Consider the following 23,129-nt stretch of genomic DNA (forward strand, 5'->3'; position numbering starts at 1 on the left):
ACAATGATTACAAAGGCAAGGCCTCACGTGAAAAATTTGCGGCATAAAAGGCCCAAAACAACCGCGCAGCAATAGAGCGGTAGGGCTGCCAATCCCGTGAAATCATTTGGGTTGTGGCAATATCGGGCCGATCTTTGAGGCCAAGCCCCTGCCCCACCGCCGTGCGCAGCGCCACATCGCCGGCCGGAAACACATCTGCGTGACCGCCGCAAAACATCAAATAAACCTCAGAGGTCCAAAGCCCAATGCCGCGAAGCCGAGAAAGCTCGGCAATCGCCACCTCGACCGGCTGATCCAGCACCGTGAGAAGATCAATCTCCCTGGCCAGCACCGCGTGCGACAAAGCCGTCAAACAGGCATGCTTGGCCCGTGACAAGCCCAAGGCCAAAGCGCGATCGCTCAGCGCCAGATAGGCTTGCGGCGAAGGCTCGACCATTGCCGCCGTCAAGCGTCCCCAAATGGCCTGGGCGCTGGCCCGCGACACCATTTGTGACACGATAATGGAGGCAAGCCCGGCAAAACCCGGTTCAGACAGGCGAAGCGGCAGGGGACCGGCGATTTGGGCAATCGGCACAAGCCTTGGGTCTTGTATCAAGAGATGCGTCAATCCATCGGCAATATCCGCATCCGATTGAATGCGACTGTGAGGCTTCATCTTTTACTCCTGCCGCAAATCATGGCAGAAGAAGCCATGCCCGATCCTGATCATCACACACCCGTTTTTCGCTTTGCGCCCAGCCCCAACGGGGTTTTGCATCTGGGGCATGCGCTGTCGGCATTGTTGAATGCCGAACGCGCAAAAGCAACGGGCGGTCGCCTGTTGTTGCGAATGGAAGATATTGACATTGGCCGCTGCACGCCAGCCTTTGAGCAAAGTATCAGGGATGATCTGAGCTGGCTTGGGCTGACTTGGGAAGAGCCGGTGCGCCGCCAATCGGAGCATATCGATGCCTATCGCGAAGCCCTTGATAAACTGACATCCCTGGGCTTGATTTATCCCGCCTTTCTTAGCCGTGGCGAGATCAAGGCACATGCAAAGCGCGCCGCTGACCGCGGCCACTCATGGCCGCGCGACCCGGATGGCGCGCCCCATTATCCCGAATTCGAGCGCGATCTGGACCCGGCAACCGCACAACAGCGCATTGCGAAGGGTGAACGCCACAGCCTGCGGCTCAATATGACCAAGGCATTGTCTTTGCTGAAAGCCCCGCTGAGCTGGACGGAAGGCACGGACAACACCACCATCGCCGCTGATCCTGCCGCCTGGGGGGATGTGATTTTATGGCGCTGGGATGCGCCCTCCAGCTATCACCTGTCGGTCGTGGTGGATGATGCCTTGCAGGGCATCACTCATGTGGTGCGGGGGCGCGATCTCTTTCACGCCACCTCGGTGCATCGGCTGCTACAAAACCTTCTCGATCTTCCAGCCCCCCATTATACCCATCATCGTCTGATTCTGGATAAGGATGGGCGAAAACTCTCCAAGAGCGAAGGCGCATCCGGGCTGGGGCATCTGCGGGCGCAAGGCCTATCACCCCTCGACATTCGCGGGTTGCTTAACCTCTGAGTGCGGATTGGCCTCCACCTGTTGCTTGGCCTCCAAATGATGTTTTCGCAAAAAGCGCGGCCCGTTAAATTTCATCAGCGATGCATTGAACTCTGCACCGATCAAAAACAACGCCCCCAGCATATAGAGAAAAATCAGCACCACCATGATCGAGGCAAGACCGGCGTAAGTGGCGGCATAATTGGCAAAGGTGGCGAGATAGGTGGCAAAGGCAAAAGCGCCAGCAAGCCAGAGCACCAGCGTGAGGCAAATGCCCGGCAACACTTCCCGCAGCCTGCGTTTGCCCGCGGGCAGCCACAGATGCGAAATCGTCAGGCCAATGGCCAGCAAAATCAACGTGCCAAGCACGCTCCAGCTTGAAATCATTGCCAGCACATCTTTCAGCAAGGGAAATTTCTGTTCGGCAAAGCGCAGGGCAATCGGCACCGCAATCAGCACCACACTGATCACCGCAAAGGCCATCACGCCCATCATCACAAAGCCAAGGCTGAGCAGACGGGTCAGATACCACGGCCGTGTCTCGCTCACCCGGTAAGCGCGGTTGAGCGCTGTGCGCAGCGCTTCTACGCCATTGGACGCAAAATAGGCCGCCGCCAGTACCGATATGGTCAAAAGCCCGCCGCGCGGCATGGTCAGCACCTGCACAATCTGCTCGGAAATCGGCTTGGCAATTTCCTCAGGCCAGGTGTCAAAAATGAAATGAATGGCAGTGGGTGCAAAGGTGTCGGCACCGAGCAAGCCAGCCAAAGCCGTGCCAAAAATCAAAAACGGAAAAACAGCGAGAAGAATGGAAAGGGCCACATGGCTGGCCATGGCCCAGCCATCATCCTCGGAAAAATGCCAGACCGTATCCGCCAGCACGCGATAAAGTCTCCCCAGAGAAATCCCCATTCCGTCTCCCGTTTATGCTGTCATTGTGTGTAAACATTGCCTGCGACTTCTGAATATGGGACATGGTAGCGCGTTTTGAAGAGGAAGACCGCCTTATGACACAGCAAAGAACCATTATCGTCACCGGCTGCTCCTCAGGAATTGGCGCTTATGCCGCGCGTGCCTTGAAAAACGACGGCTGGCGGGTTTTTGCAACGGTGCGCAATCCTGATGATCAAAAAGCGCTTGAAAATGACGGGCTGGAAGCGCTGATCATGGATTATCGCGATGAGGCCAGCATCGAAGCCTTGGTGAAAGAGGTGCTGGCGCGCACCGGCGGCACGCTGGATGCGCTGTTCAACAATGGCGCTTATGGGCAGGCGGGTGCGGTGGAGGACCTGCCAACGGCGGCTTTGCGCGAACAATTTGAAACCAATGTGATTGGCTGGCATGATCTGACCCGGCGCATTGTGCCGGTGATGCGCGCGCAAGGCCATGGCCGGATCGTGCAATGCTCATCCATTCTCGGGCTGTTGCCCTATCGCTGGCGGGGGGCTTATACGGCCTCAAAATACGCGCTTGAAGGATTATCGCTTACCCTGCGGATGGAGCTGGATGGCAGCGGTATTTTTGTTAGCCTGATTGAGCCGGGGCCAATCACCAGCCGTTTTCTGGCCAATTCGCTCGCCGCCGTTCAGCGCAATATCGATGTTGAAAACTCGGTGCATGCCAAAGATTACCAACGGCAACTGGCAAGGCTGACAGAAACCGGCGCGGTCAACCGCAACAAGCTCGGACCGGATGCGGTCTATAAAGTGCTGCAACACGCCTTGACCGCCAAGCGTCCGCGACCACATTATCTTGTGACCAAACCAGCCAAGCAGGGCGCGATTTTGAAACGGCTGATGCCATCAGATCTTTTCTATCGGCTCATGCGATCGCTGGATTAAAAAAACCACACAGAATTCACCGGACGTCGGGGGGACATCCATGTCAACATTCACCACCATTCTCGCCGTGATCGTCATGGGCCTTGTCGCCCTTGTTTTGATGCGCGGCCTTTTCAACATGCTCAAGGGTGGCGATGGCAACCGCTCCAACAAGCTGATGCAATTGCGCGTGGTGTTGCAAGCCATTGCCGTGGTGCTGATTATGTTGACCCTATGGATCACCGGCGGCGGGCGCTAGAGTCTGTCAGGTTCAAATTGAACCAGACAGACTCTAGCCTTCTTTATTTTCGTTTGTCTTCTCGGGAAAGCCGGATTCCACTTTTCCCTGACAAACTCTAAAAGCGCACTCTGACATTCAATCTCCAATTAACTGCATGGTTCAATGGTAAAGCTCAATAAAATCTACACCCGCACAGGCGACGATGGCACAACCGCGCTGGTGTGCGGCCCTCGCCGCCTCAAGCACGATCTGCGCGTCGAAGCCTATGGCACAATTGACGAGGCCAACAGCGCTATCGGCATGGCGCGGCTTTACACCCAGGATCAGCCGGTGCTTGATGCCATGTTGCTGCGCATTCAAAATGATCTGTTTGACCTTGGCTCAGACCTTGCCACGCCCGACACCGGCGAGACGCTGGAATGGGAACCTTTGCGCATCGTGCAGTCGCAGGTCGACCGGCTGGAAAGCGAAATTGATGCGCTGAACGCCGATCTTGAACCGCTGAAATCCTTCGTGCTGCCGGGCGGAACACCTGCTGCCGCCAATCTGCATCTGGCGCGCACCATTACTCGGCGAGCCGAGCGTATCATGGTTGATCTGATGCAGATCCCCGGTGAAGTTCTGGCAGCACCTGCTTTGAAATACGTCAATCGCCTGTCTGATTTTCTGTTTGTGGCCGCGCGCTACGCCAATGACATTGGCAAGGCCGATATTTTATGGGTGCCCGGCAAACACCGATAGACAAAATTCATCGAGCGGCATGCAAATAATTGACGTGAACGTAAAAGTTAGATAAATCTCTCCCGATACCGGGAGGAGTAGCCGGATGCCTGAGTGGATGAAACATCCGAAGGCCGGAACGAAGACCTGAAGGATTGTAACGCACCGTTGTAATTGCGGAAAAAATGCGTATCGATGTCGCCAACCGACAATCGAAGATGCGCAAAATGGCGCTAATTACAGCCGACCGAAGCAAGGAAGGACCCCATGAAGATTCTTGTGCCCGTAAAGCGCGTTGTTGACTACAACGTCAAAATTCGCGTGAAGCCCGATGGTTCTGGCGTCGAGCTTGCCAATGTGAAAATGTCGATGAACCCGTTCGACGAAATCTCCGTGGAAGAAGCCCTGCGCCTCAAGGAAGCAGGCAAGGCATCGGAAGTGGTGGTGGTGTCCATCGGTCCGGCCAAGGCTGAGGAAACGCTGCGCACGGCGCTGGCCATGGGTGCGGACCGCGCCATTCTGGTCGAAACGGATGCGACTGTCGAGCCGCTTGCTGTTGCCAAAATCCTCAAAGGCGTGGTCGAAGCAGAAGCACCGGGTCTGGTGATTGTTGGCAAACAGGCCATTGATGATGATAGCAACCAGACGGGTCAGATGCTCTCTGCCCTGCTCGGCTGGAGCCAGGCAACCTTTGCCTCCAAGCTGGAAATCGGCGATGGTTCGGCCAATGTCACCCGCGAAGTGGATGGCGGTTTGCAGACCATTTCGGTTAAGCTCCCAGCCATTGTCACCACCGATCTTCGCCTCAATGAGCCGCGCTATGCCTCGCTGCCCAACATCATGAAGGCCAAGAAAAAGCCATTGGACAAGAAGACGCCTGCCGATTTTGGCGTTGATACCGCACCACGCCTGACGGTTTTGAAAACCGAAGAGCCAAGTGGCCGCAAGGCCGGGATCAAGGTCGCCTCCGTTGCTGAGCTGGTTGACAAGCTCAAGAACGAAGCTGGCGTGCTTTAAGACAGAATCGGGAGATAAAATTATGGCCATTCTTCTTCTGGCAGAACATGACAACACAAGCGTGTCTGAGCAGACCGCAAAGACCCTGACCGCCGCCACCCAGATCGGTGGCGATGTGCATGTGCTGGTGGCAGGCTCTGGCGCGCAAGCGGCCGCCGATGCCACCGCCAAGCTCTCGGGTGTATCCAAGGTTCTGCTGGCCGACAGCGCGGATCTTGCCAACAATCTGGCCGAGCCTTTGGCGGCATTGATCGTGTCCCTGGCACCAAGCTATGACGTGATCATTTCACCAGCCACTTCGGTTGGCAAAAACGTGCTGCCGCGCGTGGCTGCCCTTCTGGATATCATGCAGATTTCGGAAATCACCGATGTGGTTTCAGCGGACACCTTCAAACGCCCGATCTACGCTGGCAATGCCATCCAGACCGTGCAATCAACCGATGCCAAAAAGGTCATCACCGTGCGCACCGCATCCTTTGCGGCTGCGGGTGAAGGCGGCTCAGCATCTGTTGAGGCGGTTGCAGCCGTTGCCAATCCCGGCCTGTCCAGCTTCGTGTCAGATGCCCTTTCCACCTCTGAGCGTCCAGAACTGACCTCGGCCAAGATCATCATTTCCGGTGGTCGCGCCCTTGGCTCGTCTGAGAAGTTCAAAGAGGTCATTCTGCCCGTTGCCGACAAGCTTGGTGCTGCCGTTGGTGCCTCGCGCGCAGCGGTTGATGCAGGCTACGCCCCCAATGACTGGCAGGTTGGCCAGACCGGCAAGGTGGTTGCGCCCCAGCTCTACATCGCTTGCGGCATTTCCGGTGCCATCCAGCATTTGGCTGGCATGAAGGACTCGAAAGTCATCGTTGCCATCAACAAGGATGAGGAAGCCCCGATTTTCCAGGTGGCCGATTACGGACTGGTGGCTGATTTGTTTGATGCCCTGCCGGAGCTTGAAAAGGCTCTTTGAGCGTTTTAACGACGTACATAGAAGAGGCCGCGCCGGATATATGGCGCGGCAGCAGCTTGCTGATAAACCTCTCGCCCGACGTTTCGTCATCATCGGGCCTGACCCGCAAATCTGTCGTGACCAACTAAGCAATCGACTTTTGTTGTGAAAGAAGCGTAGTTACACTAAGAGAGATTGAAATTTCACTTGGTATTCTTTTTGCAAATATCTCAAGCGCTTGGATAGCATTTGAGATATTTTCAATGTCTTCAAGACGAGGATGCGTCAGCAGTTTCTAATCTTGATATAAGAGATCTCTATATCCGAGGCCTAGCATGCTATTAGCTCAAATTAGCGACATTCATGCCAGCGATAAAAACGACAATCTTCATCGGCTTCGCGCTGTTGTTGAATGGCTTCTATCCATCCGGCCTGACGCCATTATTGTGACAGGGGACCTGATCGATGATGATTGGATAGATGGATATAGCGAAATCGAGGCTCTCCTCGCCCAACATCAATGCCCTCTTTCTATCATACCAGGAAATTCTGATAGTCCGCATATTATGCGACAGGTTCTAGGACAGCTTGATTGTTGGCATCATCCCTCCGCGCTCCACACTATACGAACACTCGGCAGCATCCGGGTTGTCGGAGTTGACACCCGAGTTGATGGCAAAACATACGGAGACATCATATGTCATTTAGATTGGCTGGGTGAGACGCTCGATATCGTGAAGTCCTCAGACGAAACCACAATACTATTCACGCACCACCATCTGTTTCCAACCGGTATCGATCCGATAGACAAAATCATGTGCCTCGGCGCTGTTCAATTCGAGCAATTTATTTCCGCCCGATTAAATAAGCCAATCGCAATTTGCAGCGGCCACGTTCATCGAGCTATGTTTAGCACGATTGCGAATGTGCCAAGTTATATCTGCGGTTCTGTTTGCGCTGCAAATCCACTCCTTCTGGACGATGTTCGCACTCCTCCAGTCACCGACCCACCAGCAATTATGCTACACGATTTTCGATCTGGGAGGCTCGTAAGCAGCAACGTGAGTATCTGAGACTACATTGACTACAAACGACATGATCTCGCCCAATATTGTAGCATGGCAAAATAAACGCAAAAACCGCCAAAAGCGAATTCGGGTAAATCCGATGCGTAAAAAAGAGAGAGCATCCTACTGATTCCATAGGATGCTCCCTACAGCGCTGTGCGCCATATATGGCGGACGGCGCTGTTGCTCTTTATAGATTCATTTAATTTCGTTTGTATGGTCAGAAAACTGGGTTCCACTTTTCCTTGACAACTCTAAAGCTCAGAATTCTTCCCAATCCGCCTTGGAGGATGTCGGTGCAGGCGTTGAACTGGTGTTATTCGAAAAGCCAGCGGCCAGCTTGCCCATCAGCGCACGCGCGGGCGATGCTGCCGGGCGGTTCTTTGCCACGTCAGCGGCCCGGACGGGCGCGCGCATGGGTGCAGGCCGCACTGGTGCTGACGGTGTCTGGCGCGGTGCTGGCGCAAAGCTGCTGGATGGCTGTGGTGCCGCCTGCCCTTCCTTCAGATGGAACTGAGAGACCAGATTGGACAAGGCCGAGGCATCTTCTGTGAGCTTGGCCATATCCGAATTGGTACGCTCTGCCATTTGCGAGTTCTGCTGCGTGACATCTTCCATGCTGCGGATGGCGGTGGAAATTTCGCGCACGCTTTCGGATTGCTCACCAACCGCCTCGGCAATCACCGAAATCTCATCGTTGATATGGGCGACCTGATCGGCGATTTCGCCCAGCGCATCACCCGTGTTGCGCACCAGACCAACGCCGCTTTTGACCGCATCGCCCGACTTGCTGATCAGTTCCTTGATTTCCTTGGCAGCCCCGGCCGAGCGCTGGGCCAGTTCGCGCACTTCCTGCGCAACCACCGCAAAACCCTTGCCGGCTTCGCCAGCGCGGGCCGCTTCAACACCCGCATTCAGGGCCAGAAGATTGGTCTGGAAGGCAATTTCATCAATCACATTGATGATCTGCGAGATCGCAGCCGATGCTTCCTCAATCCGTCCCATGGCATCAATGGCCGAACCAACAATGGCACCGGAGCGCTCGGTTGAGGTTTTGGCATCTGCCGCCATCCGGCGTGCATTTTCAGCCCGCTCGGTTGAGGTGCGAATGGCCTCCATGATCTGGCTGATGACAGCCGATGTCTCTTCAATAGCCGCCGCCTGCTGCTCGGAGCGACGCGACAGATCATGGGTGGCCGACACCATGCCGGTGGCCGTGCCATTAATCGATGCCGTATTGCTGGAAAGCTCACGAATGGTGTTGGCAAGCCGGAAGATCGATTCATTAAAGTCGGTTCTGAGCCGGTCGAGACCTTCCATGAAGGGTGTGTCAATTGTCGTGGTCAAATCGCCAGCCGCCAGACGCTGCAAACCGGCACCCAAAACTTCAACAGCCTGCTGAAGCCGTGCGGTCTCCTCGCGGCTGGCCTGCTCACGGGCCTGCCTTTCCGTCTCGGACATGGTGCGATCAGCAAGTGCCGCCGCTTCAATCCGGGTCTTTTCAATGGCGGCATCGCGGAACACCGCCACAGAGCGCACCATATCGCCAATTTCATCAGCTCGCTTATCACCCGACAGGGTAATTGTCGTATCACCATCGGCAAGGCGCTTCATGCTGTCGACCAAACGATTGATCGGCCCCGTCAGACTGCGGGAGAACAGGATGGCACCGGTCATGGCCAGAACCAGAAGTCCGGCTGCGATCAGCAGCACAGTGTTGCGCAGATACCCAATGCTGGCCATCGCTTCATTTTCGCCCATCAATGCCGCAACAGCCCATGTGTGGCCAGCAAAAGGCAAGGTAACAGCCGCCGCGTAGCTGTCCATATCGCGATAACCGTCGATTTTGCCGGTGGCCTTATTGCCTTTCAGGGCATCATCAACAATCGGAGATTCGATTTTTTGAGACAGCGATTCTTTGTCTTTGGCCAGCACCGAGTCATTGACCATGATATGCTGATCATTGATGAGAATCGTCTCACCCGTCTGGCCAAGGCCGGTGCGATTGCTGAAAATCGCATCCAGTCGATTGGCTGGAATGGTCACAACCAGCACACCCATTTTCAATTCGCCCATGAACAGCGGCGAGGACAAAAAGGCCGTGCTCTTGCCCGATGGACCATATTTGACGAAGTCAGAAAAGGCATAGAACTTCGGATCGTCGCTGGCCTCTACAGCGTTGAACGCCTTTGCCAAAGGCCCATCCTTCAACTCCGGATCGGCAATATTGGCACCATATTCATTATTTTTCTGAACCGTGTAGACAATATTTCCTTTTGGATCGATCAGGAAGACGTCAGCATAGCCATATTGCAGCAGGCCCTTTTTCAGGAGGGGATGATAAAGAGCATGGTTGCTGTCATAGGTATCAATACGGGCGGTTTCCATCTCCAGACGCTGTCCGGCCGGATTGGGATTGTTGGTGATATAGCGCTCCACCAGCGTCTCTTTGGGAGTCTTGCCCAAATAGCGCCAGTCGCGCTTGAATTTATAAAGCGCCTCGCCTGTGCTTGGAGCGGTCGAGAAAGCGCGCAGATTGGTAATGAGATTTTCGAAATAGAGCTGCGCTTCATTGCGGCGACCATCTGCCGTCGCTTCCAGTTTTTGCATCACTTCCTGACGCACCAGCGCCGAGCTTTGCAACAGCGCTGCCCAGCTTGCAGCGCCGATAGACAAAAGTGTGATAACACAAACAAACAACGGTAATTTTCGTGCAATACGCATGTCGTCTCCCCATCAGAACGTCAGCGCTTTTCGAAAGCAAGCCAGTCCTAAATTTCCCTCAATCAGAGGGATGGTAGCGGCAGCGCATTAAAATATGACTAAAGTTAGCGCCGTCATAGTCGGCGAAACCGGGATCGTGAGGAAGGAGGGACTGGAAAATTAAGGAACATCGCTTTATCAATTGATCAAAGGGCACACCGGGAGAGGCTCACATATCCGCTTCTTCGGGCCGATCAGCAGCAGCGTAACAGGCGCAAACAACTGCGCCGCAACATGGAATGAGCGTGATGATCAAGAATGTTGGAATTGTGGGTGCCGGGCAAATGGGATGCGGCATTGCCCATGTTTGCTCTCTCGCCGGGTATAAAGTCACGCTTTACGACCTGTCAAAAGAACGCATTGAAGCCAGCCTTGCCACGATTAACGGCAATATGGCCCGTCAAGTCACCAATGGCAAAATGGGGGATGACGAGCGCAAGACGGCCCTTTCCTACATCACCGGCTCCACCGATGTTCAGGATCTGGCCTCAATGGATCTCGTCATCGAGGCCGCAACCGAAGATGAAAACGTCAAGCGCAAGATTTTTGGCCAGATTTGTCCGGTTTTGAAACCGGAAGCCCTTTTGGCAACCAACACTTCTTCTCTGTCCATCACCCGCCTTGCTGCCGCAACGGACCGCCCTGAGCAATTCATGGGCATTCATTTCATGAATCCCGTGCCGGTGATGAAGCTGGTGGAGCTGGTGCGCGGCATTGCCACCGGCGAAAAAACCTTTGAAACCGCCAAGGATTTCGTGCGCTCGCTGGATAAAACCATCACCGTTGCAGAGGATTTCCCGGCCTTCATCGTCAACCGCATTCTGCTGCCGATGATCAATGAAGCGATCTATACGCTTTATGAAGGTGTTGGCTCGGTCGAAGCCATTGATACGGCGATGAAACTGGGCGCAAACCACCCGATGGGGCCGCTGCAACTGGCCGATTTCATTGGCCTCGACACCTGCCTGTCGATCATGCAGGTGCTGCATGATGGGCTGGCCGATAGCAAATATCGCCCCTGCCCGCTTTTGGTGAAATATGTCGAAGCCGGATGGCTTGGTCGCAAATCCGGCCGCGGTTTTTATGATTACCGTGGCGAAGTGCCCGTTCCGACACGCTAATCAAACCGAAGACGCCTCAGGTCAGAGGCGTCATCACAGCATGCTGATAGGCGCGACGACCTTTGAGCCGTCCATACCACGCCTCCAGATTGGGCAGGTCTGGCCGCTCGATCGGCATTTCAAACCAGGCATAGATAAAGCAGCCAAGCGGAATATCGCCAACGCCAAGATAATCACCAGACAGATAAGGCTGTTTGGCAAGCGCTGCATCGGGCATGGCAAGCAGCTTGCCCACCACGTCTCGCGCCGCATTGATCTTGGCCATATCGCGCTGGTCTTCCGGTGTGCGCACCATGCCCCAGAACAGATCACGGAACGGCAGGGCAAGCGATGACGTTGCCCAATCCATCCATTTTTCGGCTTGCGCCTGGGCAACAGCCCCCACCTGTTCAGCACCTTCATCGCCGTAGCGCGATGCAAGATAACGAACGATGGTGTTGGATTCCCACAAGACCACATCGCCATCTTCAAGAACGGGCACAAGCCCGTTGGGGTTCATGGCGCGATAGCCTGGATCATTAACAATGCCGAAAGCGCCGCCCGCATCAATCCGCTGATGCACAAGGTCGAGCTCCTCAACCATCCACAGCACTTTTTTAACATTGGTCGAGTTGGCCCGACCCCAGATTTTCAACATAAGACCTACCTTTTAAAGAGAAACAAGTTTATCAATCAAAGCCTTGGCGTCATTGCTGTCCCAGACGGCCGGACCGTTCATCGAGCCAAGCAGGCAGCCATTTTTGTCAATCACCAATGTGGCGGGCAAGCCAAAGGCAAGCCCCTCTTTCTTCACGGCGTTAAACACACCCATGGAGCTGTCACGGTAAAAACCAAGGTGGTCAATGCCGTTTTCGCTCAAAAACGCCTTGGGTTTTTCATCACTGCCACTGTCGATATTCACCGCCACAACATCAAACTTGTCGCTGCCCTTGGCGGCCTGCAAACCATTGAGAGCTGGCATCTCCTCGCGACATGGCACGCACCAGGTGGCCCAGAGATTGACCAGCAGCGCTTTTCCCTTGAAATCACTCAGGGTTTTATCGGCCCCGGTGGCATCCTTGAAGGTCAGGGTTTGCAACATACGCGGCGGATTGGCCGCCACGATGGCTGCGACCTGCCCCTTGATAAATGGCTCCAACGCCTTCAAACTTGCCGGTGTTGCCTCGCATCCTTTGGCTTGCGCCACTTCTGTGCCATTGCCATACCCCGCTTCCTTCACGTATACCGCAACCGCGCCGGCAAAAAGACCGGCAATCGCCGCAATTGCAACCAGCTTGGCGGAAGGAAGTCCCAATGGTCTTTTTTTCGTCATCGACGTCTCCAGGATCTATTGAGCATGGCTGAGGAAACCAAGGACACGAAATCCTCCAACCAGATGTGGGGTGGCCGCTTTGCTTCAGGCCCCGCTGCCATCATGGAGGAGATAAACGCATCAATCGGTTTCGACAAGAAACTCTATGCGCAAGATATTCGCGGGTCCATCGCCCATGCAACCATGCTGGCCCATCAAGGCATTATTTCGAACGAAGACAAAGATAAAATTATCGAAGGCCTGAACACGATCTTGTCAGAGATCGAATCCGGCCAGTTCGAATTTTCCCGCAAGCTGGAAGATATTCATATGAATATCGAAGCGCGGCTGGCCACCCTGATTGGCCCCGCCGCTGGCCGCTTGCACACGGCCCGCTCACGCAATGATCAGGTGGCGCTGGATTTTCGCCTTTGGGTCAAGGAAGAGCTGCAAAAAACTGAGACGCTGCTGACCAACCTGATCACCGTATTTTTGAAGCGTGCCGAAGAGCATGCCGATACCGTTATGCCCGGCTTTACCCATTTGCAAACCGCCCAGCCGGTCACCTTTGGCCATCATTGCATGGCCTATGTGGAAATGTTTGGCCGCGACCGTCAGCGTGTGCGCCACGCCATTGAGCATATGGATGAAAGCCCGATTGGCTCTGCCGCTCTGGCTGGCACCGGCTATAACATCGATCGCCACATGACCGCCAAGGCGCTTGGTTTTCGTGAGCCAACCCGCAACTCGATTGATACGGTCTCGGATCGCGATTTCGCACTGGAGTTTCTCTCGATTGCTGCTATTTGCGCCACCCATCTGTCGCGCCTGGCCGAAGAAATCGTCATCTGGTCCACGTCGCAATTCAGCTTTATCCGGCTGTCAGATGCGTTCTCCACCGGCTCGTCGATCATGCCACAGAAGAAAAACCCCGATGCCGCAGAACTGGTGCGCGCCAAAACCGGCCGTATCAATGGCTCGCTGATTGCGCTTTTGACCATCATGAAGGGCCTGCCCCTGGCCTATTCCAAGGACATGCAGGAAGACAAGGAACAGGTGTTTGACGCCGCCGAAAGTCTGGAGCTGTCGCTTGCCGCCATGACCGGCATGATTGGCGACCTTGAGGTGCGGGCTGACAAAATGAAGGCTGCGGCTGGTTCCGGCTATTCCACCGCCACGGACCTTGCCGATTGGCTGGTGCGCGAAGCAGGTCTTCCCTTCCGCGATGCCCACCATGTTACGGGCCGCGCCGTTGCCATGGCGGAAGAAAAATCATGTGATCTGGCCGATCTTTCACTTGAGGATTTGCAGTCCATTCATGCCGCCATCACCGCCGACATCTACAATGTCTTGACGGTCGAAGCCTCGGTTGCCAGCCGCAAAAGCTATGGCGGCACGGCACCGGATGAAGTGCGCAAGCAGATCAAATGGTGGCGCGCGCGCAATTGATCCTCGATGGATCACACGTTGAAATAACCAGATCACAAAAATCGGGGTGCACAAGCCCCCGGTTTTTCGCTATGGAAGCTTAGAAAAGTCGTCTTGCGCATCAGATCGTTGGCGCATCACCTCGTTGGAACAGGACACTATGGTCGTTTCATATCAAAAATTGATCATTTCAGCCCTCATTTTGGGCGCGACCAGCACCATGCTTGCCGCTTGCGGACGCAAAGGCGATCTGGACAAGCCCAGTGTTGCCGTGGTGGACCAGAACAAGATGGGCGTACCAGCCGCCAAAACGCCTGAAAAGAAGTTTTTCCTCGATCCACTGCTCTAAATTAGGTCAAGCCTGTGAACCATTTTCAATATCGTGACGGCGTGCTCTATGCCGAAGACGTTGCTGTGACCGAAATTGCCAATGCAGTCGGCACACCCTTCTATTGCTACTCCACCGCCACGCTGGAGCGTCATTACAAGGTGTTTTCCGAGGCATTCGCGGGCGTGGATGCCATGGTGTGCTACGCCATGAAGGCCAATTCCAATCAGGCGGTTTTGAAAACGCTGGGCAGCCTTGGCGCAGGCGTTGATGTGGTGTCGGAAGGCGAATTGCGCCGCGCATTGGCAGCCGGCATTCCCGCCAACCGCATTATGTTCTCAGGCGTTGGCAAGACCCCATCCGAGATGGATCTGGGGCTGGAAGCGGGCATTTACTGCTTCAACGTCGAGTCCGAGCCGGAACTGGAAGTGCTCAATCAACGGGCCATCAAGGCTGGCAAGAAGGCGCATGTGTCTTTCCGCATCAACCCGGATGTCGATGCAGGCACCCATGCCAAGATTTCGACCGGCAAGAAAGAAAACAAATTCGGCATTTCCTATGAGCGCGCTCGTGCGGTCTATGCCCGCGCCGCATCGCTGGACGGCATTCAGGTTACCGGCATTGATATGCATATCGGCAGCCAGATCACCGAGCTGCAACCCTTTTCCGATGCATTCAAGCTGTTGCGCGAGCTGGTCACCACCTTGCGCGCTGACGGCCATAGCATTGACCATGTTGATGTCGGCGGCGGCCTTGGCATTCCCTACAAGGACGACAACAACCCGCCACCAGAACCATCGGCTTACGCCAAGATCGTCAAAGAGCAATTGGCCGAGTTGAATTGCAAGATCGTCACCGAGCCGGGCCGCCTGATTGTTGGCAATGCCGGTATTCTGGTGACCGAAGTGATTTACGTCAAAGATGGCGGCGACAAGACCTTTGTGATTGTTGACGCTGCCATGAATGACCTGATCCGGCCAACACTCTATGAGGCCCATCACGAAATTCGCCCCGTGACCATCTCAGCCGCCAATGCCCCGCGCATTCGTGCCGATGTGGTTGGCCCCGTGTGCGAAACCGGCGATTACCTGGCGCTCGATCGGGAAATGGCCATGCCCAAGCCTGGCGATTTGATCGCGGTTGGCTCTGCCGGGGCCTATGGCGCTGTGCAGGCTGGCACCTACAACACCCGCCGGCTGGTGCCGGAAGTGCTGGTGAAGGGTGGCGAATTCCACGTGATTCGCAAACGCCCAAGCTATGAAGAGCTGATCGGTCTGGACAGTGTTCCAGCATGGCTTGCCTGAAAACCGTTCATAATTGTTGCAACAGCACCAAAAACTGATGCGATGAGGGGACATCCCCTCGTCTTCGCCACAAACAATGCTATCCTGCACCAAATATGTCAGGGAGCGTGATCCCGCTTTTCGCGAAAAGACAAACGGAGATCCATGTATGGCAGCATCGGACGGGCAGAAGGCCAAAAACACCTATCAAGGCGGCCCAGCATTGGCAAAGCGCGTTGCGATCAACCGCGGCCTTGCGCAGCTGGTGCTGTTTTGTGAGCGTGTTGCCCCGCTGCTGCTCCTTCCTGCATCGATCGCTGCGATTTTTCTATCCCTCAGCTGGTTCGGCCTGTTTCGCGACATGCCGTCGCTTTTGCGCTGGCCGCTGGTGTTTGTGCTGACATTTGGCTTTCTCGCCGCCCTTTTGCCATTGGCGCAGTTGCGCTGGCCAAAAACCCATGACGCCGACCGGCTGCTGGAGGAGCGCAACAACCTGCCCCATCAGCCGGTGCAGGTGCAGGAAGACGAACCGGCATTTGACACCCCCTTTGCCCGTGCGCTTTGGCAGGAACACCAAAGGCGGATGGCGGCGAAAATCGCAAGCCTTGATCCCGGCTTGCCAAGGCCGGACATTGCCCGGTTTGATCGCCATGGCTTACGCGCCATTCCGGCCTTGCTGCTGGTGGTGGCCTTTGCCTATTCTGGTGCCAACAATGCTGGCCGGATCAGCGATGCCTTCCGCATGACAGGCACACAAGACAACCAGCCGGGCGTTCGCGTTGACGCATGGATCACCCCGCCCGGCTATACCGGCCAAGCGCCAGTGTTTCTGACAAGCCGTAATGGTGAGCCTCCCCGAGATATTTCAGTGCCCGCCAAGTCGGTGGTCACAGTGCGTTTCACCGGCGGCGTTGACAATGCCAAAGCGACATTCAAACCGAGTGTTGGCAAACCGAGTGTTGGTGCTGACTCCATTGCCTTGCAAGATGCAGAAGCCCCCAAGGAGAGCGCAGCCAGTGCGGCGACGGATGCCAATGCGCGGACCATGACACTGACGCTTAGCCAAAGCGGCACATTGGATGTCGGTCAACAGCAATGGCCATTGACCGTGATCGCCGACAAGCCGCCGACAATTGCTTTTGAAGGTGTGCCAAAGCGCGCGGTCAATGGGGCGTTGGAAATTGGCTTTATCGCCAAGGATGATTATGGTGTGCAGGAAGCCCATGCCGATATTGTGCCAGTGAACAATGATCCCGCCGCCCAGCCGCTCTATCCCTTGCCCGAGTACAAACTGGATTTGCCGCGCCGCAATGCCAAGGAAGCAAAAGGCATTGCCAGCCATAACCTGACGGAACATCCTCTGGCAGGCAAAAAAGTTCGCATCACCCTGATCGTCAAGGATGGTGCGGGACAGGAAGGCAAAAGCGCGCCCTATGAGATGGTGCTGCCCCGCCGTCCCTTCAATGAACCTTTAGCCGCAGCCGTTGCGGAAGAGCGGCAGGTGTTTGCGCTTGATGCCCGCCAGATGCCGCGCGCCATTGCCCTCAATGATGCTTTGACGCTGCGGGCCGACGAGACAATTCCCAACCTCTCCCACTATCTGCTGATCAAATCTGCACGGGCGCGTATGGCTCTTGCCGATAATGCCGAGAAAATGAAGGACACAGCAGCCTATCTGTGGGAAATAGCACTTGGCATTGATGATGGTGATCTCTCGCTGGCGGAGCGCAAACTCTCCGAGGCCCAGCAAAAGCTGTCCGATGCGCTGGAGCGCAACGCGCCTGATGAGGAGATCAAAAAACTCACGGACGAGTTACGCCAAGCGATGCAGGACTATATGAAAGCCTTGGCGCAGCGCCAGCAGCCGCAAAATAGCCAGCCGCAGCAAAATGCCGCCAAGACGCTGACCCAGCGTGATCTGGAAAACATGATGAACCAGATCGAAAATCTGGCCCGCTCCGGCAACAAGGATGCGGCGCGCCAAATGTTGTCTGAGCTGCAACGCTTGATGAACAATCTTCAGACCGGGCGCATGCAACGCCCGAACCAGCAACAACAGCAGGAAAAAAGTGAGGCCCGCAAGCAGATCGATAAGCTGGGCGAAATCATGCAGGACCAGCAAAAATTGATGGATGAAACCTTCAAGCTGGATCAGGCTTTGCAAGATCGCATGGCACTCGGCGACCCCACCGATCCTGACATGGACCAACCCCAGGACGGCCAGCCTAAAAGCGAGGATGAGTTGACCCAGGAAAGGCCGAAACCCGCCCCCGGCCAAAATCCGCCGCCAACCGATCAAATGACCGAGCAGCAACTGCGCGATGCTTTGAAGGCCTTGCGTGAACGTCAGGATAATTTGGGCAAACAATTGAAACAATTGCAAGAAGGCCTCGGCAAAATGGGCATCAAGCCGGGCAAGGAATTTGGTCAGGCCGGTCAGGAGATGAAAGGTGCCGGTCAGGAGCTTGGCAAAGGTCAGGGCGACACGGCTGTCGAAGGGCAAGGCCGTGCGCTCGAAGCGCTGCGTCAGGGGGCGCGCGACATGATGAACCAGATGATGCAGGCCATGCGAAACCAGCAGGGTCAAGGACAGGGACAGAACCCCGGCATGGCGCAAGGCGGACAGAATGGCCGCGATCCTCTTGGTCGCTCGCGACCATCAAGCGGGCCGGATACGGATGACAGTGTGCGCATTCCAGACGAAATTGACGTGCAGCGCGCCCGCGAAATTCTCGATGCCATTCGTGAAAAACTGGGTGACAACGCCAGCCCGGAGATTGAGCGCCGCTACCTTGAGCGGCTGCTGGATATGCAATAGGCGCGACGCCTAACTCTTTGAGGTGAATCGCGGCTTTATGCCGCCATGTTCAGCGCCTGCGCCACAGCCTTGCGAATGTCGGGCAAGGCAAAGGGCTTTGGCACCACGTCAATCACCTTTTCCATCAGGTCATCGGCGCGCTCACGCTGATCGGCGTAGCCGGTCATCAGCAAAATTTTCAAACCAGGAAAATCGCCATGGGCGCGATGCGCAAGCTCAATGCCGTCCATCACCGGCATGCGGATATCGGACAGCAATAAATCAAAGCTGGCCATGCTCAGCTTTTCCAGCCCTTCGGCACCGTCTGCGGCTTCATGGGTCTCATGCCCATCCATCCGCAATGCACGGGCGACAAAAGAGCGCAAACCATCCTCGTCTTCGGTAATCAAAATCTTGGCCATGTTCGCAATCCCATTTAAAGCATGAGCCCTTACAGCATCGCACGTTTGATAAAACGAACTCATGATGCCGTTGCATGTTCCGCCGTCACATGATTTTCTTCCCCGGGCTCGATGGAAGAGATCATGCCGACGCATGCAAATGACCAGCTTTTCCTTTGCGATAGGTAAACATCGCAAAGGTCACGTTGCGTATGGTTAACAAGTCACCTAAAATTCGAAGGAAGTGTGCTGCAAAGATCAGTCCGCATCGCCGGTGACAACACCGACAAAAGGCAGCTCCCGGAAGGCATAGGCCGCATCCATGCCATAGCCGACCACGAAATAGTCGGGGCATTCAAAGCCAACATAATCGGCCTCAAGCTCTTCACTGCGCTTGACCTTTTTATCCAAAAGCACGGCAATGCTGACGTTGGCTGCACCGCGCTCATACATCAGATCGCGGGCAAATTGCAGCGTGCGACCTGATTCGAGGATATCATCAATCAACAGGACATTGCGGCCGGTGACGTCGCTATCAATGTCTTTGATAACGGTTACACCGCGCGAAACCGTACCTTTGCCGTAACTGGACAAGGTGATGAATTCCATCTCCGGGGCCAGACCCACGTGATGCATGGCACGAATGAGATCGGCTGCGAAAATAAACGAGCCTTTGAGAATGGAAATCACCAGCAGATTATCGGACGGACCTTCCGAAATGGCTTTGGCAATTTCAATATTCCGCGTCGCGATCTGCTCAGCGGTAAAATAAGGCTCAATCACTTTTCCGCGAACGATGGGCATAATCTCTCCAGAATTTGGCGCATAGCGCCCGACAATCTCGCCACCGCGATACCACAGTCACGGGTGAGAGACAGCATTTGTATCGAAAGAAAGCTTCAACTGCGGCGTTTTTCCACCGGGATGGCGCAATTTTGCCGAAATGCCGCGGCTGTGGCCCACATCAATCTCGCTGGCAGGCGGTGCAATCAATGTGGAGGCAATCAAGCGACCACCAGAGTAAAGATCGGCCCGCACCGGCGATAAAGTCTGTTTTGTATTGGCGCGGTTTTCAATAATCGCATTCACCACCAGCACATGCATGCCATCGGCATCCTGCGGCGTCAGCGTCACATGGGTGAAATCAAGAGCAGGCCCGGTAAACGGCGATGGGCCACGGCTGCCCAGCAGCGTGAAGCCACCCGCCAGAACAAACACCACCAGCACCAGCACTGACACCAGCGTGGTGAAAGAGCGCTCCGACAACCTGTTGAGCAAAAGGTCTGTCTTGATCAACACGGGAGAGAGATGCTGCCTCACAAGCATCACCAGAGGATGCGGCTGCCGCTTTGGTGCTGCATTCAACTCCGCCTGCAAGCGGCTTCGCATCGCGCCAACCGGATCGTGCACCGTGATGAAATCCGCATCCGCCACATCATCGGCCAGCGGAAAACCATTGCGCGGCACTGGGCGCGGCCGATACTCGGGCAACAGGACGTCAACATCTGGCTCGACCTGTTTTTGCCGGAAACGGAATGCGTTCATCAATCCCTCGCAAGGCCACATCTCCACGCGCAATTGCGATCACGCACGCAAATGGAATGAGCCATTGAAACCAATCTCTACAAGTCGTAAATTCGAATGGTTAATGATTTGCAAAATTACCGGATTCTCATTGCATGATCGCGATCTTTACCAAATGGTAACCGCAGACGTTAAGAAGTAGGCTTTCATCCACTGGCTCAAGACCGGGTTTCTCAATTGATTCACTTCGAAAATGTTGGTCTGCGTTACGGGATGGGGCCTGAGATCCTCCGCGACCTGACCTTCGACATCCCGAAGCGCTCTTTTCAATTTCTCACCGGCCCCTCGGGCGCTGGCAAGACCACCCTTTTGCGCCTGCTGTTCATGTCGCTCAAACCGACGCGGGGGCTGATCAGAAGCTTTGGTCGCGACATTACCCAGATCCCCCGTCAGGAATTGCCTCTGCTGCGGCGGCGCGTTGGCATTGTGTTCCAGGATTTTCAGCTTCTCGACCATTTGACCACCTATGAAAATGTTGCCCTGCCCTTGCGGGTGCGTGGCAAGGAAGAGGCCAGCTACAAGCAGGATGTGCTGGAACTGTTGAAGTGGGTGGGTCTTGGTGAGCGGATCAATGTTTTGCCCGCTATTCTATCGGGCGGTGAAAAGCAGCGCGCCGCCATTGCCCGCGCCTTGATTGATCGCCCGGAGATTCTGCTGGCCGATGAGCCGACCGGCAATGTCGATCCGCCGATGGCTCGCCGCCTGCTCAGCCTGTTTCTGGAGTTGAACCGGCTCGGCACTGCCGTGGTGATTGCCACCCATGATCTGGCTTTGATGGAGCAGGTCGATGCGCGCCGAATGATTCTCAGCGAAGGGCGGCTCGATATCTATGAATGATCGCAAACCCGCGCCACCTTCGGGCATGAGCAGCCAGAACCAGCCCGCCAAACAGCAGGCCAGACGGGTTTCCATGCAGGTGCGGCCAACCGGGCCGATTTTGCCGCCCTCCAATATTCAGGGCAATGCGCTGATGGTGGTGATTGCCATCATGGCTTTTCTGGCCTGCCTGACCCTCGGAGCCGTATCGATGATCCGGGCCACCGCTGCCAGCTGGCAAAGCCAGATTTCGCGCGAGGTAACCATTCAGATAAAGCCAGACGACAACGTGAACATGGATCAGGCGCTCACCCGCGCCAAAGATCTGGCTCTCAGTTTTGTTGGCACCAAGAGCGGCCAGATTGTCGATGAAGCGGCAACGGCCCGCTTGCTGGAGCCATGGCTTGGCACCGGGCTGGACATCAAGGATTTACCGGTTCCAAGGCTGGTGATCATCACCATTGATGAAAGCCACCCGCCCGATTTTGCCGCCATGCGCGATCTTTTATCGACGCAAATTCCCCAGGCCACGCTGGATGACCACCGCAACTGGGTGGACAAGCTGGTCTCCATGGCCCGCACCACGGTGCTGATCGGCTTTGGCGTCTTGATTCTGGTGTTTACCGCCATGATTCTGACGGTGATTTTTGCCACCCGTGGTGCCTTGTCGGGCAATCGGCACATTATCGAGGTTCTGCATTTTGTGGGGGCCGAAAGCCAGTTTGTGGCGCGAGAGTTTCAAAAACACTTTCTAAAAATCAGCCTCAAAGGGGCTGGAGCCGGTGGCTTTATGGCCGCGGCCTTCTTTGCCTTTGCCAGTTTTTTGCAAGACAACACGCTGGCAACCCCGCAAACCGATCAGGCAACAGCCCTGTTTGGCCGGTTTGAAATCGGCTTTTCCGGCTATTTGGGCATATTTGCCACGATGATTGTCATTGCACTGCTCACAACCCTCACGGCAAGATTGACCGTGATCCGCGCAATCTACGACATTGATCAAATCCGCTCGGATCCCAGCCGCAGCAGCGGCCTGCCGCTTGATTGAGGCGGCGTGACCATCAAATCGCCGACACAATCCCGACGCATGATCATGCAAAGCGTGGCAGCGCAGAAGCCCCCTTGTGCACGACCACGCACCATGTGTTTGCGAGATGGCAATGCTGGATAATGTCGGAAACGGATTCCTGTGGCAGTCATTATCCGATAGAGATGGCATGACGGTTTGGCTTTGCCATGAAATGATTGCAATATGGACGAGCAATGACGATGCCACCCAATGATCCTTCCACGGATCAACGCCCTCGCAGGAGCGAGCAATTGAGCCGGCTGTTTCGGCGGAGCGGCTGGCTGCGTCGTGTGTTGCGCTTTGGGGGCTATGCCACGATTCTGATGACTGCTTGCCTGATTGGCGGCTTCCTGTATTTCGCCGATACCGTTACCCTGATGCGAGCCCCTGAACATCCAAAGGCCGACGCGATCGTGGTGCTGACCGGCGGCTATCAACGCATTGATCAGGCGGTTGATCTGCTGCGAAAGGGTTCTGGACAGCGGCTGCTCATTTCAGGCGTGCATCCCACCACCACATCAAAACAGATCCGCACCATGACGCAAAGTTCTTACGATCTCTTCGCCTGCTGCGTCGATATGGGCTATCAGGCCATTGATACCATTGGCAATGCCAATGAAACGGCCCAATGGGTTCACGACAAGGGCTATTCCTCTGTGCTGGTCGTCACCAGCAATTATCACATGCAGCGCAGCTTGATGGAATTGCGCCGCACAGCGCCCAACACCCAATTCATCCCCTATCCGGTCGTCATCTCGGATCTGCGCACCAAAGCATGGTATGCCGATCCTAACGCGCTCCGCACGCTTTTGTCCGAATATGTCAAGATTCTACTCGCCTCCGCCCGTGATACGATCGGCTGGGGCACCTGGAGCGGGTTGCGCGCCATCAACAAGCCAGTCAGTTGAG

Annotated in this window: 23 protein-coding genes; 15 read left to right on the top strand and 8 right to left on the bottom strand. The window is 55.5% G+C overall.

Annotated elements, in window-relative coordinates; genetic code table 11:
* Positions 1–7: 7 nt before the first annotated feature.
* Positions 8–655: a DNA-3-methyladenine glycosylase family protein gene (locus tag E6C51_RS09685; protein WP_190235817.1), complete on the bottom strand. Its 648-nt coding sequence runs from the start codon at positions 653–655 to the stop codon at positions 8–10.
* A gap of 21 nt (positions 656–676) precedes the next feature.
* Between E6C51_RS09685 and gluQRS the strand changes: the two genes are divergently transcribed.
* Complete coding sequence (gene gluQRS, locus E6C51_RS09690) at positions 677–1,567, top strand: tRNA glutamyl-Q(34) synthetase GluQRS (protein ID WP_190236020.1); 891 nt, start codon at positions 677–679, stop codon at positions 1,565–1,567.
* Here gluQRS and E6C51_RS09695 read toward each other — a convergent pair.
* On the bottom strand, positions 1,532–2,458 hold the full coding sequence (locus E6C51_RS09695) for a YihY/virulence factor BrkB family protein (RefSeq protein WP_190235818.1): 927 nt from the start codon (positions 2,456–2,458) through the stop codon (positions 1,532–1,534). The genes gluQRS and E6C51_RS09695 overlap by 36 nt on opposite strands.
* A gap of 95 nt (positions 2,459–2,553) precedes the next feature.
* On the opposite strand from E6C51_RS09695, the gene E6C51_RS09700 reads away from it, so the two are divergent.
* From E6C51_RS09700 to E6C51_RS09725, 6 genes are all read left to right on the top strand, one after another.
* Positions 2,554–3,387, top strand: a complete 834-nt coding sequence (locus E6C51_RS09700; RefSeq protein WP_190235819.1) for an SDR family oxidoreductase — start codon at positions 2,554–2,556, stop codon at positions 3,385–3,387.
* 40 nt (positions 3,388–3,427) lie between these two features.
* Positions 3,428–3,625 (top strand): twin transmembrane helix small protein, encoded by a 198-nt coding sequence (locus E6C51_RS09705; protein ID WP_190235820.1) that lies wholly within the window; start codon positions 3,428–3,430, stop codon positions 3,623–3,625.
* Between the two features lie 144 nt (positions 3,626–3,769).
* The gene (locus tag E6C51_RS09710) at positions 3,770–4,348 is read left to right on the top strand and encodes a cob(I)yrinic acid a,c-diamide adenosyltransferase (RefSeq protein ID WP_146934746.1); all 579 of its coding nucleotides are present in this window, start codon (positions 3,770–3,772) and stop codon (positions 4,346–4,348) included.
* Between the two features lie 246 nt (positions 4,349–4,594).
* Positions 4,595–5,344 (top strand): electron transfer flavoprotein subunit beta/FixA family protein, encoded by a 750-nt coding sequence (locus tag E6C51_RS09715; RefSeq protein ID WP_190235821.1) that lies wholly within the window; start codon positions 4,595–4,597, stop codon positions 5,342–5,344.
* Positions 5,345–5,366: 22 nt separating this feature from the next.
* Entirely contained in the window at positions 5,367–6,296 is a 930-nt protein-coding gene (locus tag E6C51_RS09720) for an electron transfer flavoprotein subunit alpha/FixB family protein (RefSeq protein WP_190235822.1), read from the top strand.
* A 314-nt stretch (positions 6,297–6,610) separates the two neighbouring features.
* Positions 6,611–7,348 (top strand): metallophosphoesterase, encoded by a 738-nt coding sequence (locus E6C51_RS09725; protein WP_190235823.1) that lies wholly within the window; start codon positions 6,611–6,613, stop codon positions 7,346–7,348.
* Between the two features lie 255 nt (positions 7,349–7,603).
* Here the strand turns inward: E6C51_RS09725 and E6C51_RS09730 are convergent, their stop codons facing one another.
* Positions 7,604–10,066, bottom strand: a complete 2,463-nt coding sequence (locus E6C51_RS09730; RefSeq protein WP_190235824.1) for a methyl-accepting chemotaxis protein — start codon at positions 10,064–10,066, stop codon at positions 7,604–7,606.
* Positions 10,067–10,344: 278 nt separating this feature from the next.
* On the opposite strand from E6C51_RS09730, the gene E6C51_RS09735 reads away from it, so the two are divergent.
* Positions 10,345–11,226 carry a 3-hydroxybutyryl-CoA dehydrogenase gene (locus E6C51_RS09735; RefSeq protein WP_146934734.1) on the top strand — a complete coding sequence of 294 codons (882 nt, stop codon included), beginning with the start codon at positions 10,345–10,347 and terminating at the stop codon, positions 11,224–11,226.
* A 16-nt stretch (positions 11,227–11,242) separates the two neighbouring features.
* Here E6C51_RS09735 and E6C51_RS09740 read toward each other — a convergent pair whose 3' ends face one another.
* Together E6C51_RS09740 and tlpA are read right to left on the bottom strand one after the other, a co-directional pair.
* Positions 11,243–11,863: a glutathione S-transferase gene (locus tag E6C51_RS09740; RefSeq protein ID WP_146934731.1), complete on the bottom strand. Its 621-nt coding sequence runs from the start codon at positions 11,861–11,863 to the stop codon at positions 11,243–11,245.
* Between the two features lie 12 nt (positions 11,864–11,875).
* Positions 11,876–12,538, bottom strand: a complete 663-nt coding sequence (gene tlpA, locus E6C51_RS09745) for a thiol:disulfide interchange protein TlpA (RefSeq protein ID WP_146934729.1) — start codon at positions 12,536–12,538, stop codon at positions 11,876–11,878.
* 24 nt (positions 12,539–12,562) lie between these two features.
* Between tlpA and argH the strand changes: the two genes are divergently transcribed.
* The 4 genes from argH (at position 12,563) to E6C51_RS09765 (ending at position 18,374) form a co-directional block, all read left to right on the top strand.
* Positions 12,563–13,966: an argininosuccinate lyase gene (gene argH / locus E6C51_RS09750; protein WP_190235825.1), complete on the top strand. Its 1,404-nt coding sequence runs from the start codon at positions 12,563–12,565 to the stop codon at positions 13,964–13,966.
* Between the two features lie 139 nt (positions 13,967–14,105).
* On the top strand, positions 14,106–14,294 hold the full coding sequence (gene lptM / locus E6C51_RS09755) for an LPS translocon maturation chaperone LptM (RefSeq protein WP_146934721.1): 189 nt from the start codon (positions 14,106–14,108) through the stop codon (positions 14,292–14,294).
* Positions 14,295–14,308: 14 nt separating this feature from the next.
* Positions 14,309–15,577, top strand: coding sequence for a diaminopimelate decarboxylase (lysA, locus tag E6C51_RS09760; protein ID WP_190235826.1), 1,269 nt, complete (start codon positions 14,309–14,311; stop codon positions 15,575–15,577).
* Positions 15,578–15,725: 148 nt separating this feature from the next.
* The gene (locus E6C51_RS09765) at positions 15,726–18,374 is read left to right on the top strand and encodes a TIGR02302 family protein (RefSeq protein WP_190235827.1); all 2,649 of its coding nucleotides are present in this window, start codon (positions 15,726–15,728) and stop codon (positions 18,372–18,374) included.
* Positions 18,375–18,409: 35 nt separating this feature from the next.
* Here the strand turns inward: E6C51_RS09765 and E6C51_RS09770 are convergent, their stop codons facing one another.
* The 3 genes from E6C51_RS09770 to E6C51_RS09780 all read right to left on the bottom strand — a co-directional run bounded on the left by E6C51_RS09770 (position 18,410) and on the right by E6C51_RS09780 (position 20,299).
* A complete protein-coding gene (locus tag E6C51_RS09770) occupies positions 18,410–18,775 on the bottom strand; it encodes a response regulator (RefSeq protein WP_146934712.1) in 366 nt (121 codons plus the stop codon).
* 237 nt (positions 18,776–19,012) lie between these two features.
* Entirely contained in the window at positions 19,013–19,558 is a 546-nt protein-coding gene (hpt, locus tag E6C51_RS09775) for a hypoxanthine phosphoribosyltransferase (protein WP_146934710.1), read from the bottom strand.
* Between the two features lie 57 nt (positions 19,559–19,615).
* Positions 19,616–20,299: a hypothetical protein gene (locus E6C51_RS09780; RefSeq protein WP_190235828.1), complete on the bottom strand. Its 684-nt coding sequence runs from the start codon at positions 20,297–20,299 to the stop codon at positions 19,616–19,618.
* A gap of 216 nt (positions 20,300–20,515) precedes the next feature.
* Here E6C51_RS09780 and ftsE point away from each other — a divergent pair, with 216 nt between their 5' ends.
* The 3 genes from ftsE (at position 20,516) to E6C51_RS09795 (ending at position 23,128) form a co-directional block, all read left to right on the top strand.
* Entirely contained in the window at positions 20,516–21,175 is a 660-nt protein-coding gene (gene ftsE / locus E6C51_RS09785; protein ID WP_075641557.1) for a cell division ATP-binding protein FtsE, read from the top strand.
* Positions 21,176–21,200: 25 nt separating this feature from the next.
* A complete protein-coding gene (locus E6C51_RS09790; protein WP_186827759.1) occupies positions 21,201–22,199 on the top strand; it encodes a cell division protein FtsX in 999 nt (332 codons plus the stop codon).
* A gap of 215 nt (positions 22,200–22,414) precedes the next feature.
* A complete protein-coding gene (locus E6C51_RS09795; RefSeq protein ID WP_407920794.1) occupies positions 22,415–23,128 on the top strand; it encodes a YdcF family protein in 714 nt (237 codons plus the stop codon).
* The last annotated feature ends 1 nt before the right edge of the window (position 23,129 follow it).

The organism is Gillisella terrae (assembly GCF_004801395.1).
GTDB classification, from domain to species: Bacteria; Pseudomonadota; Alphaproteobacteria; order Rhizobiales; family Rhizobiaceae; genus Allorhizobium; species Allorhizobium terrae.